The sequence below is a fragment of the Cellulosimicrobium sp. NPDC057862 genome (genome assembly GCF_042797035.1).
Lineage (GTDB): Bacteria > Actinomycetota > Actinomycetes > Actinomycetales > Cellulomonadaceae > Cellulosimicrobium.
In genome coordinates this window covers 22902-37607 of record NZ_JBHVMH010000028.1, presented here as the reverse complement: position 1 = coordinate 37607, position 14706 = coordinate 22902, and the positions used below count along the sequence as shown (strand labels likewise).

The following is a 14706-nucleotide window of genomic DNA, read 5'->3' as shown; positions in this document are numbered from 1 at the left end:
TTGACGACCGTTCGCAAAGATCATCCTGTCGTGGCGGGGTGGGTCTGAGCAAGAGGCCCTGAGGGCTCATCTCCCGCGGATCGGGCTCTCGAGCCACGCCTCGAGGATGGGGCGCTCGAACGGCCCGGCCGCCGAGATTCTTCTGGAGAGGTGTCTATCGAGCTCCTGGAGTACCCAAGCGTCGAAGGCGTTCTTAACCGTCTGGACGTCGGGGCCGGGAACGCTCTTAGGTCCTGGAACGAACTGGGAGTGCGGCAACTCGGGGCCGAAGAAGCTCGACGGGTTCAGTTCGTCGAAGTACTGCCGCGCGAGGTCGGTGCCGCAGAGAAGACTGACGACCAAGAGGTGGTGCACCGAGAAGAGCGAGAGTCGATACCAGACGTCCCCCTCTGGGACAGGAAGTCGAGTGGTGCGAGTTGAGATCCGCCATGTTTCAGGGACTTCGATCCGAAGTGTCCAGGTCCAGATGTTCCGCAGTGGATCATCGTTCATGACGGCCGTTGCGAGGTCCTCCGGCCGAACAGCCGGGTCCGACTTCCACGCGTCGAACACGATAGCTGTCTTCGCTGCCCAGCGGTGGAGGTCGTGCCGTACCGAGGGCGAGGGCGCTAGATGTCGAGTCTGCAAGCGCCCACCCGGCGTGGGTCTGGCGGCGTTCGAGAGCTCTGACTTCGCTGTGGCCTCGAGGACGGACATCCAGCCGTTGTTGCAGGACTCGCAGACAACGCGCGCGGTGACCCCGAAGTGCGGACCGACTTTCCGGGACGTGTAGCGCTTCACCTTGCCCGTGTGTGGATCGACCACACGCCCTTGACTGAAGATCGGGCCTCGGGGCGGCCCGCTCAGCCCGCGCCAGTGTTCTGCAATCACGTGCTCGGCGCTGATACTTGCGGTTGAGCCGCAGAAGACACATGGCTGCTTGGGTGCGCTCATTCCCAGACTCCCACCACCGACACGTCGGCCCCCCGACGTTCTTTGCGTCGTGACACGATCGCGACCACGAGGTCGCGCAGGGTCTTCGAGATCTCAGGTGGGGAGAGTTCGTCCCAGTCCTCGAGGAGCTGCGCCGCGATGGCCGTGTAGTCCGCGGTCAGCGCGGCTCGCTCGTACTTGCGCAGAGACTCCCGGGCGTCGCGCTGTTCGGCTGCCAGGTGGTCCCTCGCGGCCGCGTAGGCGCCTTCTGGGACCAGCCCCTTCGCCCGGTCCACCGTGAGGCGCTCAAGCGCCCTCTCGGCCTCGTCGTGCATGCGTAGCAGCCGGGCACGCTCGACGTCCTCGGCCGCGGTTCGGGTACCGGCTCGCGCGGCGTGCTCGTCGACGAGCTGGCCGACGGTCGGGAGCCAGGCGAGAACGGCGTCCTCAACGCGCGAGTACAGGATGCTGGCTGGCGCGGTGCACTCGCGGTTCGCGCACCGCATGCGGGGGCTCTGGTCCTTCTGCCGGTGCAGTGCCATCCGGTACCCGCACGCGGCGCACCGGGGAACGCCGGACATCGCGCTGACCGCGGACACGAGACGCGGCGCGAGGGTCTTGCGGCCCTCGCGGGCGGCGACCGTCGCGCGCCAGATCGACTCGTCGATGATCGCCTCGTGCGCGCCCAGGATGTAGACGTGCCGAGGGCACTCGCGCGTCACCTGGTGCCGTTCGGTGCACGCGGGGTCGTGCACCCTCAGGTAGCCGGCGGCGAAGCCGTTCGTGAGGTACTGACCGACGCCGCGGTGGGTCCAGGGCTTCTTGCTCCGTGGCGACTCGATGCCGAGGTCCCGCAGCCACTTCGAGAGGGCGCCGAGCCCGGCTCCGTCGACGTAGCGGCGGTAGAGCTCGCGCACGACGTCGGCGGTCTCAGGGTCGGGGGAGTAGGTCTTGCTCGCGGGGTCGTAGAGGTACCCCAGACGTGGGGACCCATTGTGCGGGAGGCCGAGCTTGCGCCGTCGGGCGTGGGTCTCGCGCCACGTGTCGCCGATGCGGTCGGACTCGAACGCGGCCATCTCAGCGAGCATGCCGCGGGTGAAGCGTCCGGTCGAGGTCGTGGTGTCGACGGTCTCGGTCGAGGACTCGAGCCGCCCGCCAGCGCCCTCGACTCGGTCGACGGCGACGGCCCAATCGCGGCGGTTGCGCGCGAGCCGGGACCACTTCCACACCACGATGACGTCGGCGTCGCGCGCCTCGACCAGCGCGAGCGTTCGCTGGACGGCAGGCCGGTCCCACGTGCGCCCGGAGATCCCGGGGTCGGAGAGCACGTCGACGACGTCGTAGCCCATCCGTGCCGCGTACTCGCGGCACGACGCCTCTTGCAGCTCGAGAGAAATCGAGTCCTCGCGCGACTTCGACTGCCGCAGGTACACCACGGCGCGCGGCGGCTGGTCGGGGACGACCCGCAGGTTCGGCCTCACGCCCACTCCGAGGCGGCGCGCTGCTCCTGCTGCTCGATGAGGCTAGGTCCCTTCGCTGCGGCGTCGGCGACGGCTCGAAGCCGCGCGAGGCCGGGCGCTCGTCGGCGGTCGCGCTCGTCGGTGAGTGCGTCGAACGCGAGCACGATGGCGCGTGGGCACCCTGGCTCTTGCACCTTGGCGTAGTGCTCGCGCCAACGGGAGTGCAGCTCATCGTCGGGCAGCGCGGCAAGGTCCTCAGTCATGCGATGTCTCGCTTCCGGGTGGTCGGGGCGATCCCCCACGGCGTCGGGTAGGCGACTGGTGCGACGCGGCGCAGGACAACATCGCGCAGCGCCTGGACGATCGGCGTTGTGACCTCGAGTTCGCGCGCGATCGCGCCGACGTGACCGTCGTAGAGCTTCTCGGCGAGCGCGTACTCGTCGGGACGGATCAGCAGACGCGCGGCGTAGGCGTCGGCTTGGCGCTCGTCGCGCACGACGTCGTGGGCGGCGGACCAGTCGTGGTTGTGGTGCCAGTGACCCATCTCGTGCGCGAGCGCGACCTTGCGCACGATCGCGCTCTTGCGTTCGTTGATGAGAACGAGCCCAGACCGGCGGACCTCGCCGGTGCGGCGCCCGAGATTCGCGAACTTCACGTGCAGGCCCATTTCCGACGCTGCGGCGAGCAGCTCGTCCCAGGTCACGGTTCCTCCTGCTGCGCCTCGACCTCTGCATCGTCGTCGCGATCCATCGCCGCCAGCACGTAGTCGCCGGCGTTGGCCCGGCGCTCGGCCTCGCCGAAGAGGTCGAAGACGTCGAGCCCGAGAGCGCTCGCAATGACTTCCGCTTCGCCGACCGTCGAGGCCGGACGCTCCCCGCGGAGGATGATGCCGAGCCGGTTCGCCGACATCCCCGTCTTCTCGGCGAGCACGCGACGCGTCGTGCCACTTTCCGCGACCGCGCCGGCGAGCACCTGCGCCAGCGCGCGGTCGATCGGATGCATGGGCTTCGAGGTCAGGGCCATGTGGTGACTGTACCCATTTCGGTTCACTTGGGGAAGTGGGGTTGACCGCGAACCCAAATCGGTCCATAGTCGGGACATGACCACGAACCGATTTGGGTCCAGCGCCATCGACAGGGCGCTGGCTGCCGAGGTCCGCGCGGAGATCGCCCGCCGCCCGGACCTCAGCGTCGCGGGCCTCGCAGACTCGCTCGGCATCCGTCGCGCCACGCTCTCGGAGCGCGTGAACGGTCGGGTCGCCTTCACCTACTCGCAGTTGCGGCTCGTTGCTGAGGCGATCGGGCTCACGGTGCGCGAGCTGGATACCCGCGCGAAGTACCAGCTCGCCCGTGAGGCTTCGGGCACGTCGGCGGTGTCGGCGTGAGCGCCGTCGAGCCGGGGCCGTTTCCGTCGCGGTCGTGGCCGGGGATGGCCTCCACGCCGCGCACGAAGGAGGCGGCCTGCCGCCTCGCGGGGGAGCGGATCGCCGCCGCTCGACGGCGCCGCGACTCCCTCTCGGTCGAAGAGGCTGCGCGCGAGGCCTGGCACCCATGTCACCGCCTCACGGTCGAGCAGCTCGAGGACAAGATCCGCGCCTCGCGTGAGCGCCGCGCCGAGGCGGCCCGGGTTGCGAGGAGCGCGTCGTGAGTGCCCCGCTGATCGAGCGCGTGCCGTTCGGACTGCGCGACGGCCTCGAGCCCGCCGCCGAGCCCGTCACTGCGCAGCTGGCGACCCGCACGCGCCGCGTCCTCACGGACGACGAGGCCGCGTCGCTCTCCGGCGCTGGCCGGTACAACGCGCAGCAGCGCGCCGAGCTGCTCGCCGAGGTCGGCGATGCGCTCCTTGCCGCGCTCGAGGGCGGCGTCGTCGCCCCCTAGCCACCACCCTGCCGCGGCGCTCGCGGCCCGTGCTCTGCCAGGAAAGGACCAGACCGTGAACCCGTTCATGTGGATCGTGTGGGGCGTCGTCGCTCTGCTGTTGCTGCTCGTCGTGTTCGTCGTGCTCGCCGTCTTGCTGGCGCTTGTCACGCCGTGCGCGGCAGTCGTCGTCGCGCTGTTCGAGGACGTGCGCGCCCGGTGGCGTTGGCGCCTCATCCGTCGCTCGGCGCATCGGCGCGCGCTCGCTGACGACCACGAGCTCGTCGTGCGTGGCGCGACGTTCTGGGCGGTGCCCGACCGGGGCGGCGAGCCTGAGCTGCTGCGCCCGGCGTGGGCTCCGGTGCGAGGCGACGAAATGGCGGTCGTGGACGCGACGACGGATCACGGACGTGCCCTGTGAGCGGGCACCTGCGCGTCGTCGGGGACGACGTGGCCGAGCTGCTGCCGTACCCGGCGGACGAGGTGTCGAACTCGCTCGTCGAGCTGGACTCGGCGGAGGCGACGGTGCTCGCGGCGGCCCCGGCCGCGGCGGCGCGGGCCCACACGGCGGACCGGTTGGCGGCGGCGTACATCGCGGCGGCGGACGTCTACCGGCGCCCGGCGGAGCCGCTCGCGTACCGCGAGTGGATGGCGGCGTCGGACGCGGCGGCGAACGAGCTGCGCGAGGCCGAGGAGGCCTACCGCGAGGCGTGGTCGTCGTGACGGCCGCGAGGTGGCGGTGCGCACGGTGCGGCCGCTACCTCCACGCCCGGGCCGTCGTGCTGACGGCAGCCGGGATCCCGAAGAGCAGGTGCCAGGAGTGCGGCCCGGTGGTCGCGCTGTACGTGAGGGGACACGAGGTGACGAACGAGAAGACGGCCGGGCAGGAGCAGTCGCTCCTTGCGCTGCCGCAGGTCTCGCACGAGACGTTCCTGCGCATCGTGGACTCGGTGCCCGCCGGGACGGAGGTCACGGTCAACACGCTGCGCGCACGGCTCGACGCAGCGGAGGTCCCGGAGCGTGCCCGCGGCGGCCTGTTCTCGAAGGCGACGAAGGCCCGCCTCCTCGAGCCGGTGTGGGTCGGGGAGGGTGACGACCGCACGCCGAAGACGGCCGCGTCGTCCGGCCCGTCCGCGCACCTGGCTCGGGTGCGCGTGTACGTGCGCACGACGACGCGCATGCACGAGGTGTCGACGTGACGCGGCCCAGCGCGGCGGACGAGCACGCCGCGAACATGCGCGCCCTCGCCCGGCCGGGCTCCCTCGTCGACGTCCCGCGCGGTGCCCGTTGCTCCGAGCACGACGTCCGCCTCACCTCGGTCGGCGCGTGCGGCTCGTGCATCGCCAACCACCACGCGGGCGAGCACGTCGGCAAGCCGTGCCGGACGTGCTCCCGCTGCTACCCGACCCCGATCCCCGCGATCACGCACCATACCCACGCAGACAGGACCGCACCATGACCACCACCACACAGGCCCCGCCCGCCGGCCGTAGCGCGAGGAGCGACGCCGGCGCGCCGTACACCAACCGTCGCGCGTCGCGCGGCGTCTTCGACCCGCAGGCGTGGGCGCCGAGCTCGGCGTGCCGGCGTGCTGACGTCGACCCCGAGCTGTTCTTCCACCCCGAGGGCGAGACGGGCAGGGCCCGTCGAACCCGGGAGTCCGACGCCAAGAAGGTCTGCGCCGACTGCCCCGTCCGTGCCCTCTGCCTCGACTACGCGCTTGAGCGGCGCGAGCAGTACGGCGTGTGGGGCGGCACGGGCGAGGAGGAGCGCGCCGCGCTGCTGCGCGTGCGCCGTGGCCCGCGCGAGGGCAAGAAGCCGGGCGGCGCGAAGCCGCTCCCGGTCACCCAGGACGACGTCGAGACGATCCGTCGCATGCACGGCGAGGGCCGCAACCAGCGCGAGATCGCCGATCACCTCGGCTGGTCCTACGCCCGCATGCCACGGGCGATGCAGAGCCTCGGGATCAGCGCCCGCGCGGCGGTGTCGGCATGAGCGCGGCCACGGTCACGGACCTGTTCTGCGGGGCGGGCGGGTCGTCGACGGGCATGGTGCAGATCCCGGGCGTGCAGGTCGTGATCGCTGCGAACCACTGGTCGCTCGCGATCGAGACGCACAACCAGAACCACCCGGACACGGACCACGCCGCGGTCGACCTGCACCAGGAGGACCCGCGGTACTTCCCGCGCACGGATGTCCTGTGGGCATCGCCGGAGTGCACGAAGTGGTCGCAGGCGAACGGGTCGAAGCCGCTCCCCGCGATCGAGGAGGGCCTGTTCGAGGACCCGCTGTCCGCCGAGGCCGCGATCCGCTCCCGACTGCTGATGTTCGACGTGCTCCGCTTCGCCGAGCACCACCGCTACCGGGCGATGATCATCGAGAACGTCGTCGACATCGCGACCCAGGCGAAGTACCGCCTCGCCTGGTACGAGTGGCGCCAGCAGCTCCGCGCGCTCGGCTACCGCTTCCGCGTCGTCTCGCTCAACTCGATGCACGCCCAGACGTTCGGCCTGCCCGCGCCGCAGTCCCGCGACCGGATCTACATCGTGTGCTGGCGCGAGGGCGAGCGCGCCCCCGACGTCGAGCGCATCCTGCGCCCGTCCGCGTACTGCCCGAAGTGCGACGAGCTGATCCGGGCGACGCAGTCCTGGAAGAACGGCAAGACGGTCGGCCGCTACCGCCAGACCTACCTGTACACGCACGCCCGGTGCGGGACCGTCGTCGAGCCCGCGTGGCTCCCCGCTGCGGCCGCGATCGACTGGTCCATCCCGGGCGAGCGGATCGGGGACCGTCTCAAGCCGAAGACCCGCGCCCGGATCGCGGCGGGGATCGCCCGGTACTGGGGCCCGATCCACATCGAGGCGCTCGGCAACCAGTACGACGCCGCGGACCCGAAGCACCCCCAGCACGGCGACCCCAACGCGTACTACCGCGCCTGGTCCGTCGACGACGTGATCCGCACCCTCCACACCCAGGAGACGAAGGGCCTCGCCGTCCCGGTCGAGGGCCGCGACGGCAAGACCGCGTGGCCGCTCGACGTGCCGATGCGCACCCAGACGACCCGGCTCGAGACCGGGCTCGCGCACACTCCGCTCGTCGACAAGATGTACGGCACCGGCGTCGCGCACCCCGTCACCGACCCGTTCGGCACCATTACCGCAGGCGGCAACCACCACGGCCTCGCGCAGCACCCCGACCCGTTCATCCTCGACCGCCGGTTCGAGTACCGCGCCCGCTCGATCCATGACCCGCTGTCGACGATCACCGCGAACGACACGACGAAGGCGCTCGTCGCGCCCTACTACGGCTCCGCGACCCACGCGAAGCCCGTCGACGAGCCGCTCGGCACGCTGACCACGGTCGACCGGTACGCGCTCGTGCACCGGCACAACACCGGCGGCGCGGAGATGACGACCCCGGTGTTCGAGGAGCTGCGCACCCTGACCGCGGCCGGTCACCAGTCACTCCTGCAGCAGCCCGGCCCGCGCGACGGCCGCCGCACCGTCACCGCCGCGGACCTGCGCGCGGCGGAGGAGCTCGTGCCCGAGGTCCTGTTCCGCATGTTCCGCCCGCACGAGGTAGCCGCCGGCATGGCCTTCCCGTCGGACTACCGGTGGGATGCGACCGACCCGAAGACCGGGCGGGCCGCGTCGAACCGCGACCTCGTGAAGATGGCCGGGAACGCCGTCACCCCGCCCGCCGCGCGCGACCTCGTCGCGACCGTCGTCGAGGCGCTGACTGGAGAGGCAGCGACCCCGTGACAAAGCGCTCATCGGAGCCAGCCCAGACTGCCGTTGTCGAGCAGAACTGCCACCGTGAAGCCGATTTCCCGCAATTGTTCCGCCAATCGAGGGGTCCGGTTCTCGGAGAGAACAATGACAAACTTCGCCTCGGGTTGGGCCTCCTTCGCGCGGGCTGCCAGGTTGATTATCACTCTAATCGACTGCGCTGTAATCGAGCGGCGAAACTCGGCGATCTCCACAACTGTTCCGCTGTCGTTTCTCGCGATGGCGTCGAACATCGATTGCTGAGGGCCGTCTCCGCCGAACACAACGTTAAGACCCCGTCCGGCCGCGTCTCTTGCATAGGCTGCGGCCGCTTCGGACTCAGCATTCTCGACTCGCACGGCCACAGCTTGTTCGGTCGCCGTGCCTGTGTTGAAGACTGCGATCCCGGCAGCTGCGAGGCTGAGCAGACTGACGATGATCGGCACCCAGAGTCCGCCGAGATACCAAGCAACTGCCGCAGCTCCAGCGAATATAAGCGCGAGGAATGCCCAGCCTGCGATCCGCAGCGAGAGGAAGATCCCTCTCTTCGTGCGCGCCCGTGCTCGCTCCTCATCGGCCACTTCCGCGGCTATCAGTTGTGTCAACGCGGCACTGAGGTGGGCGTCGTTCACTTCCTCCCGAACCTCGAGATAGGCCTTGAGGCGCCGCACTCGACGCGATTCAGGGCCGAACAGTGCTGCCTGGCTGACCACCGCCACAGCCAGCCCGGCAATTCCCGCCACCACCTCTTCCCACATGGGCCGGAGCGTACCGCGAACCCGGTACGGCGGGGGAGGTGCAACCCGGGTGACAGCTCGGGCCGCGGCCGAAGAACCCAACACCATCGAGAAGGGAACCCAGCAATGACGAGACTCTCGTCGGGCCTGCCGAAGGAGACCTCCGGGAACGGCCTGTCCGCGATCGCGCGGGACCTGGTCGTGAACCCGATGAACCGGCACGTCATGATCGCCGTCGTCGACTGCTCGAAGATCACGACGGACACGTCGACGGGCCTCATGGAGCCGACGGCACGCGTGCTGCGGATCGAGCGGGTCGCGCCCCAGGATGCGGAGACGGCGGAGCGTCTGGTGCGCCGCGCGCTTGAGCACCGTCTCGGTGACACGGTTCTGCCGATCGATCTCGAGCAGGACATCGAGGAGTGGTTCGGCAAGGGCTTCAAGCTGGACCCGGAGACGGGTGTCCTCACCCCGAAGGACGAGGAGCCCGACGACGCCGGGGAGGGTTCGAGCTTCCTGCGTGACGGGTCCGGGTTCTTCCCGGGCCGCCCCGCCGAGTCCGACGCCGAGCCCGATCCCGAGACCGACGACGGCGAGGAGCGCACCGTCGCGGACGCAGTGCGCGACGCGCTGCGCAGCGTCGAAGACCTCCCCCTCGTGCGCGAGGCGGCCGAGCTCGTCATCACGTCCCAGTTCGCGTCTACCTCGATGCTGCAGCGCAAACTCCGCGTCGGGTTCGCGAAGGCCGGCTACCTCATGGACGTCCTCGAACAGCTCGGGTTCGTCGGCCCCTCGCAGGGCACGAAGGCACGCGACGTGCTCTACGAGCCGGGCCGTCTCGCCGAGGCGCTCGCGGCGGTCGACGCCCGGTTCGGGGAGGCGTGAGCGATGCCGATCACGAACGACCCCACGGGCCGCGTCTCGACGTGCGCGCACTGCGACAAGAAGGTCGAGGAGGCGCGCCTCATGAAGGGGATCCGCTCGCGCACGGTGGACGTTGCCGGGCGGCTCGTCACGACGACGTCCCACGGAATCCTCGTCTGGCGCACCGTCGACCGCGGCCACGGCTCCGCGGTGTGCCCCGACGTCGAGTCCGGCCGGCACGAGCCGACGCGCATCACGTACCGGTCCGTGCACGCGCCCGCCGAGCCGGAGACGCCGGACGACGAGGACCCGGACGGCGGTGCCGCCGCGTGAGGACGTGGACGCCGGCCGAGTACCACGCGGACGTCGCGGCAGGCATGAAGGAGGACGCGCTGCAGGCACAGGTGATCGCGGTCGCGCGTGACCTCGGCTTCCTCGTCTACCACACGCACGACTCCCGCAAGTCCGAGCGCGGCTGGCCCGACCTCGTCCTCGTCCACCCGACCCGCGGTCGCTTGCTGTACCGCGAGCTCAAGCAGCAGAAGCGCTACCCGACCCCGGAGCAACGCAAGTGGCTCGCCGCCCTCGCCGCGACCGGAGCCGACGTCGGCGTCTGGCGCCCGCTCGACATCCTCGAGCGACGCGTCCACGCCGAGCTCCAAGCACCCCAGCCCACCCTGACCTCGAAGGAGCCCTCATGACCATCGACGACGGCCGCACGGTCGAGTACCGCGGGATCCGCTTCCGCACCGTCGGGAAGGGCATCCGGCACTGCCAGACGTGCTTGCGCATCACCTACGACTACATCTCGCACGCGGCCAGGCACCTGACCGGTGTCGGGGACGTCGGCTGGCCCGCCGTCTCGCCACTCGAACCTGGAACTACGGCGCTCGAGGTCCAGGTTGCGCCCACAACCTTGACGATCCCGGCCGAGGTCGACCAGCTCCCGGCGCGCGCGGTCATCCGCGACGCCGCTGGCACGGTCGCCGAGAACGCCGACGGGCCGTACCCCTGGCTCACGACCGGCTTCTCCGAGTCCTGGCCGTCGGACGCGTTCACCTACCCGGTCACCGTGCTCTGGCCCCTCGGCGCTCGCGGCGATGGGGGTGCGTGATGGCGACCGGGTGGCGGACCGAAGGCGGCGAGGTGCACGCCGTGGCGAAGACGTTCTGGCTCGAGCTCGGGGACCTTCGCGCGATCGTGCGGCGCGCCGACGAGCTCAGCCTCGCGGACACGGCCGATGTGTACGTGGGCGGGGTCGAAAAGAGCACGGTGTTCGTCGGTCTCGCGACGGTGAAGGAGATCCGCGTGCGCGAGGTGGCGTACACGAAGCACCAGCCCGAGGCAGGCGCATGAGCGCGAGACAGGCGCCCCCGGCCCGCCGGCCGCGGCGCGGGCAGAAGCTCACGATCCCGGCCCGCGCGATGACCTACGTCGTCGTGTGGGACGCGTTCAACGTGGTCAAGGTCGGGCGCGCGTGGAAGCGGTACAGGCTCAAGGGCCTGACGGACACGGGCGGCCGCGTGCTGATCCTGCAGCGCGACACGGAGGACGTCGTCGAGTGGGCGGTGCTGACGATGCTGCGCGCGCACCCCGATGTCGTCCGGCCTGCGTTCGCGAACGCCGAGGAGTCGCTCGGCTTCTTGCCGCACGGCCGTGGGTGGACCGAGTGCTTCGTCTACGCCCCGGGTCAGTACGAGGCCATGCGTGACCTGATCTTCCGAGGACTGGTGAATGGTGACCGAATCCAAGCCCGACGCGCCCGCCACGCCGCCGCGGGCGTCGTCGAGCGGCCCGTCGCGGCTGTTCACGGACCCGCGGCTCCTGGCGCTGCCGGAGCGGACGAGGTTGACGGCGCTGGGCCTGTGGCACCAGCACGTCGACGCGTCGGGGCTCGGCCCGGCAGACCCGACGATGGTGCGCGAGTCGGTGTGGCCGGCGAGCGTGAGCGTGACCGACGACGACGTCCTGGACGACGTCGTCGAGCTCGGGGACGCGGGCTGGCTGGTGCTCGTCGACGGGCCGCGCGGGCTCGCGCTGCTGCAGCTCGCGGATTGGCCTTCCACCGCGCCCCCAGCATCAGCATCAACCGCCCAACTCGGACATTCGGCCTCGAGAGTAGTGGGAGGGGAGGAAGGAAGGAGAGGAGGGCAGGAGGCGGCGCCCCAACCCAGACCCTCCGGACCTGTCCCGCTCTCCGCGACTCTCGCCGTCCTCGCAGCGATGCCCGAGCCCTCACCCTTCTGCAGCCAGCACCAGCCGTGGGGATCCGACGAGAAGTGCGGCCCGTGCGGTGGCGCCCGCAAGCGACACGACCTGTGGTCCCAGGCGAACAAGGAGCCCCGATGAAGATGAACCTGCCGAAGTGCCTCGCCCGGGGGACGAACGACCAGGGCCGCCCGCGGTGCGGCAAGTCGTGCCCGCCAGGGATGTTCGTCTGCGGCGACTGCGCGAACGAGCTCACGATCCGGCTGCTGCAGGCCGGCCTCGTCGCTCGTGCGCTCGACGACGCCTACCTCAAGCAGCAGCGGTTCGACGCGGTCGGCTTCTCGACTGCCGACCCGGACGAGTCACCGGTCCCGTTCAACGAGCACGCCGCGGAGGTCGCCGCCGAGCTCGGCACGACGCTGCTCGAGGCGGCGGACTACATCGCGAAGGCGTCGGGCATGTTCCGTCCTCTCGACACCCCGAAGGCACTCGGCCGGTGGCTCGCGCTGAAGGTCTCGTGGATGCGGGCCCAGCCTACCGGGCCCGACATGGTCCAGCACCTGACCCGGATCCTGACCCGGGCCGAGCGGGCCATCGACCGCGCCGGCGACCTGCGCTTCGTCGGCCCGTGCGGCGGCACCTACCTCGACGACGACGGCCTCGCGGTCGAGTGCACCGAGGACCTCTACGCGAATAGCTGGGACCACGAGGTTGCGTGCCGGTCCTGCGGCGCGACGTACCCGATCAAGGACCGGCGCACGTGGCTCCTCGGCCAGGCCGCCGACATGCTCATGCCCCGCACCGAGCTCTCCCGCGCGCTCGCCGGCTGGGGCGTCAGCGTCACGACGAAGCAGCTCGAGCACTGGGCTGCGCGCGGCCGGCTCGCGTCGAAGGGCTACACGGCGACCCTGCCCTCCCGCCCGCTGTACCGGTTGGGCGACGTGCTCGACGTCGTCCAAGCCAACGCGGAGCGGAGCCGAGTCGCATGACAAGACGCACGTTGAACTTCACGGGCGAACCGGCGTGTCGTAGCCCACATTTAGGATCACGACATGACTGAGAACACTCAAGAGCTCCGCGACGCAGTCGCCGACGCGCAGCAGCAGATCACCGAACGCGAGTCGGACGTCCGTGACTGCATCTCGTCGTGGCGTCGCGAGTTCGTCGCGGCCGTCGAACCCGCGATGCTGAACCAGGCACGCAGGTACTTCGAGGAGTTCCCCGTCGTGGCCAAGACGCTCGACGCTGACGGCGTGAAGCGGCTCAAGGGCACCGTGCGCGCGAACGCCGCTCGGGTCGCAGAGGACGCTTCGGCGAGGATCACCCTCGAGAGAATCGATGCCTCGCATCAACTCATCGCGGACTTCCGGCTCGACCTTCTCCGCCACGTCGCCAAGGCGATGGCAGAGTCGCTCCAGCCGACCTTCACGTGGAACAACTGGTTCGACGAGCATCAGCGTGCCGCGATGCCTCATGCCCACTTCGACGACGTCGAAGAGCTGGACGCGTACCAGAGGCTCAGCAAGACGCTTAACGAGCTCAGAGCCGCGCAAGCCCAGCACAGCGAACTGCAAACTCGGCTCGACCGTGCCGAGGCGCTCGATCTGTGGGACAGCCCTGAACCGTAGCCACCTGCCATCTCGGGTGACACGTCTACCCCCGTCTGACTGGCGTTCTCGCTGGTCTGGGGACTACTGTGTGCTTCAGTGAGTCGTAGTGGCTCCAAGGGCCCGCTCTCCGTCGGAGGCGGGCCTTTGTGCTGCCCGGGCCGGATCGGTTCGGGTGCAGGCCGTCCGCGGTGACGCGGTGCTGACCGACGGCCCCTGGTCCGGGCCCTGCGCGTCGAGCGGCCCGACGTCGTCGGTCTCAACTCTTCCGCCACGGGAGGTGCACGTGCCGTGCATCGACTGCGGTCGTCCCGGTGTCCGCTCTCGCTGCTCGAGCTGCACGCGCTCGCGGCGCGGCACGACGACCGAGCGAGGCTACGGCCACGCCTATCAGGTGGAGCGAGCCGCGGTCCTCGCTGAGGCGACGCACTGCTCGATCTGCGAGGAGCCCTTCACCGAGGACAACCCGGCGACCGGTGGTCACCTCGTCGCGATCCGCGACGGCGGCAGCCTGGCCGACGGCATCGGCCCGCACTGCCGACGGTGCAACTACGGGTGGCGCCGCACGGGCGCGTGACCATCGTCTGACCGTCCGCAAAATCGGACATAGCCACCCGGGGGTGGGCAAAAAGTCGGGCCGGAGACCACCTCGCCTGACCCGCGCCCAAGGCACGCACGCACGCTCAGGTTGGCGCGTTTTTTGTCCCGATTCGGATTGTTCTAGGCCGGTTCGGTCGGCGTCGCGGAGCGGGGTGAGCGACGGTGCCCGGTCCGCCGAAGACCCCGCTCGAGGAGCGTCGCCGCAAGGGCCGCTCGGCTGGGCGGGACTCCGGCGGCCGCCCGCTGCCCGAGCCGGAGAACGTCGTCACGCTGCGCGGCGTCGAGGGCCGTCTGCCCGAGGTCCCGGCCACGGTCCAGGAGGACGGCCCCGGCGCGGTGCGCTGGGAACGGATCTGGCGCGACGCGTCGTGGCTCTCGCCCTCGACGGACATCGACGTCATCACGCGCCTGTGCGAGGCCGAGGACCTCTACGCCGGGATGACGAAGGCGCTCGCGGACCAGGGGTTCTACGTCACAGGCTCCCAGGGCCAGCTCCGGCCGAACCCGCTGCTGACTCAGCTGCGCGCGACGGCGGCGCAGATCCTGCAGCTCGAGCGCGAGTGCGGCCTGACCCCGTCATCGCGCGGCTCGCTCGGCGTGGCCGAGGTGAAGCCGCAGTCGGAGAACCCGCTGACCGCGATCCTCGAGCGCGCCGCGAACCGCGGCCGGACGGCGTCCGGTGGCCGCTAACCCCT

General features: G+C 70.5%; 24 protein-coding genes and 1 pseudogene. 19 read left to right on the top strand and 6 right to left on the bottom strand.

The window, feature by feature from the left end; translation table 11 throughout:
* Positions 1-66: 66 nt before the first annotated feature.
* The 5 genes from ACFVN3_RS20150 to ACFVN3_RS20130 all read right to left on the bottom strand — a co-directional run bounded on the left by ACFVN3_RS20150 (position 67) and on the right by ACFVN3_RS20130 (position 3395).
* The gene (locus ACFVN3_RS20150) at positions 67-780 is read right to left on the bottom strand and encodes a hypothetical protein (protein WP_378234748.1); all 714 of its coding nucleotides are present in this window, start codon (positions 778-780) and stop codon (positions 67-69) included.
* A 149-nt stretch (positions 781-929) separates the two neighbouring features.
* On the bottom strand, positions 930-2393 hold the full coding sequence (locus ACFVN3_RS20145) for a recombinase family protein (RefSeq protein ID WP_378234747.1): 1464 nt from the start codon (positions 2391-2393) through the stop codon (positions 930-932).
* Positions 2390-2635 carry a hypothetical protein gene (locus tag ACFVN3_RS20140; RefSeq protein WP_378234746.1) on the bottom strand — a complete coding sequence of 82 codons (246 nt, stop codon included), beginning with the start codon at positions 2633-2635 and terminating at the stop codon, positions 2390-2392. Before ACFVN3_RS20140 ends, ACFVN3_RS20145 begins: the two co-directional genes overlap by 4 nt.
* Positions 2632-3075 carry an ImmA/IrrE family metallo-endopeptidase gene (locus ACFVN3_RS20135; protein ID WP_378234745.1) on the bottom strand — a complete coding sequence of 148 codons (444 nt, stop codon included), beginning with the start codon at positions 3073-3075 and terminating at the stop codon, positions 2632-2634. Before ACFVN3_RS20135 ends, ACFVN3_RS20140 begins: the two co-directional genes overlap by 4 nt.
* A complete protein-coding gene (locus ACFVN3_RS20130) occupies positions 3072-3395 on the bottom strand; it encodes a helix-turn-helix domain-containing protein (RefSeq protein ID WP_378234744.1) in 324 nt (107 codons plus the stop codon). Before ACFVN3_RS20130 ends, ACFVN3_RS20135 begins: the two co-directional genes overlap by 4 nt.
* Positions 3396-3471: 76 nt before the next feature.
* Between ACFVN3_RS20130 and ACFVN3_RS20125 the strand changes: the two genes are divergently transcribed.
* From ACFVN3_RS20125 to ACFVN3_RS20085, 9 genes are all read left to right on the top strand, one after another.
* Positions 3472-3756 (top strand): helix-turn-helix domain-containing protein, encoded by a 285-nt coding sequence (locus ACFVN3_RS20125; RefSeq protein ID WP_378234743.1) that lies wholly within the window; start codon positions 3472-3474, stop codon positions 3754-3756.
* Entirely contained in the window at positions 3753-4019 is a 267-nt protein-coding gene (locus ACFVN3_RS20120) for a hypothetical protein (protein WP_378234742.1), read from the top strand. The genes ACFVN3_RS20125 and ACFVN3_RS20120 overlap by 4 nt, the downstream gene beginning before the upstream one ends.
* Positions 4016-4249: a hypothetical protein gene (locus ACFVN3_RS20115; RefSeq protein WP_378234740.1), complete on the top strand. Its 234-nt coding sequence runs from the start codon at positions 4016-4018 to the stop codon at positions 4247-4249. Before ACFVN3_RS20120 ends, ACFVN3_RS20115 begins: the two co-directional genes overlap by 4 nt.
* A 55-nt stretch (positions 4250-4304) precedes the next feature.
* Positions 4305-4649 carry a hypothetical protein gene (locus ACFVN3_RS20110; protein ID WP_378234739.1) on the top strand — a complete coding sequence of 115 codons (345 nt, stop codon included), beginning with the start codon at positions 4305-4307 and terminating at the stop codon, positions 4647-4649.
* Positions 4646-4951 carry a hypothetical protein gene (locus tag ACFVN3_RS20105; RefSeq protein ID WP_378234738.1) on the top strand — a complete coding sequence of 102 codons (306 nt, stop codon included), beginning with the start codon at positions 4646-4648 and terminating at the stop codon, positions 4949-4951. Before ACFVN3_RS20110 ends, ACFVN3_RS20105 begins: the two co-directional genes overlap by 4 nt.
* Positions 4952-5088: 137 nt before the next feature.
* The gene (locus ACFVN3_RS20100; RefSeq protein ID WP_378234737.1) at positions 5089-5427 is read left to right on the top strand and encodes a hypothetical protein; all 339 of its coding nucleotides are present in this window, start codon (positions 5089-5091) and stop codon (positions 5425-5427) included.
* Positions 5424-5687, top strand: coding sequence for a hypothetical protein (locus ACFVN3_RS20095; RefSeq protein WP_378234736.1), 264 nt, complete (start codon positions 5424-5426; stop codon positions 5685-5687). Before ACFVN3_RS20100 ends, ACFVN3_RS20095 begins: the two co-directional genes overlap by 4 nt.
* Entirely contained in the window at positions 5684-6223 is a 540-nt protein-coding gene (locus ACFVN3_RS20090) for a WhiB family transcriptional regulator (RefSeq protein ID WP_378234735.1), read from the top strand. The genes ACFVN3_RS20095 and ACFVN3_RS20090 overlap by 4 nt, the downstream gene beginning before the upstream one ends.
* Positions 6220-7989 carry a DNA cytosine methyltransferase gene (locus ACFVN3_RS20085; protein ID WP_378234734.1) on the top strand — a complete coding sequence of 590 codons (1770 nt, stop codon included), beginning with the start codon at positions 6220-6222 and terminating at the stop codon, positions 7987-7989. Before ACFVN3_RS20090 ends, ACFVN3_RS20085 begins: the two co-directional genes overlap by 4 nt.
* 8 nt (positions 7990-7997) lie before the next feature.
* On the opposite strand, the gene ACFVN3_RS20080 is transcribed toward ACFVN3_RS20085, so the two are convergent.
* The gene (locus tag ACFVN3_RS20080) at positions 7998-8753 is read right to left on the bottom strand and encodes a hypothetical protein (RefSeq protein WP_378234733.1); all 756 of its coding nucleotides are present in this window, start codon (positions 8751-8753) and stop codon (positions 7998-8000) included.
* A 642-nt stretch (positions 8754-9395) separates the two neighbouring features.
* On the opposite strand from ACFVN3_RS20080, the pseudogene ACFVN3_RS20075 reads away from it, so the two are divergent.
* From ACFVN3_RS20075 to ACFVN3_RS20030, 10 genes and pseudogenes are all read left to right on the top strand, one after another.
* Positions 9396-9593, top strand: a pseudogene (locus ACFVN3_RS20075) (DNA translocase FtsK); the annotation flags it as partial.
* A 27-nt stretch (positions 9594-9620) separates the two neighbouring features.
* Positions 9621-9929, top strand: a complete 309-nt coding sequence (locus tag ACFVN3_RS20070) for a hypothetical protein (protein ID WP_378234732.1) — start codon at positions 9621-9623, stop codon at positions 9927-9929.
* Entirely contained in the window at positions 9926-10297 is a 372-nt protein-coding gene (locus ACFVN3_RS20065; RefSeq protein ID WP_378234731.1) for a VRR-NUC domain-containing protein, read from the top strand. The genes ACFVN3_RS20070 and ACFVN3_RS20065 overlap by 4 nt, the downstream gene beginning before the upstream one ends.
* A complete protein-coding gene (locus tag ACFVN3_RS20060) occupies positions 10294-10710 on the top strand; it encodes a hypothetical protein (protein ID WP_378234730.1) in 417 nt (138 codons plus the stop codon). Before ACFVN3_RS20065 ends, ACFVN3_RS20060 begins: the two co-directional genes overlap by 4 nt.
* Positions 10711-10751: 41 nt before the next feature.
* Positions 10752-10952 carry a hypothetical protein gene (locus tag ACFVN3_RS20055; RefSeq protein WP_378234729.1) on the top strand — a complete coding sequence of 67 codons (201 nt, stop codon included), beginning with the start codon at positions 10752-10754 and terminating at the stop codon, positions 10950-10952.
* Between the two features lie 378 nt (positions 10953-11330).
* Positions 11331-11945 (top strand): hypothetical protein, encoded by a 615-nt coding sequence (locus ACFVN3_RS20050; RefSeq protein ID WP_378234728.1) that lies wholly within the window; start codon positions 11331-11333, stop codon positions 11943-11945.
* On the top strand, positions 11942-12793 hold the full coding sequence (locus ACFVN3_RS20045) for a hypothetical protein (protein ID WP_378234727.1): 852 nt from the start codon (positions 11942-11944) through the stop codon (positions 12791-12793). Before ACFVN3_RS20050 ends, ACFVN3_RS20045 begins: the two co-directional genes overlap by 4 nt.
* Positions 12794-12856: 63 nt before the next feature.
* Positions 12857-13432 carry a hypothetical protein gene (locus ACFVN3_RS20040; protein ID WP_378234726.1) on the top strand — a complete coding sequence of 192 codons (576 nt, stop codon included), beginning with the start codon at positions 12857-12859 and terminating at the stop codon, positions 13430-13432.
* Between the two features lie 373 nt (positions 13433-13805).
* Complete coding sequence (locus ACFVN3_RS20035; protein ID WP_378234725.1) at positions 13806-13988, top strand: hypothetical protein; 183 nt, start codon at positions 13806-13808, stop codon at positions 13986-13988.
* A 185-nt stretch (positions 13989-14173) separates the two neighbouring features.
* A complete protein-coding gene (locus tag ACFVN3_RS20030) occupies positions 14174-14701 on the top strand; it encodes a phage terminase small subunit P27 family (RefSeq protein ID WP_378234724.1) in 528 nt (175 codons plus the stop codon).
* The last annotated feature ends 5 nt before the right edge of the window (positions 14702-14706 follow it).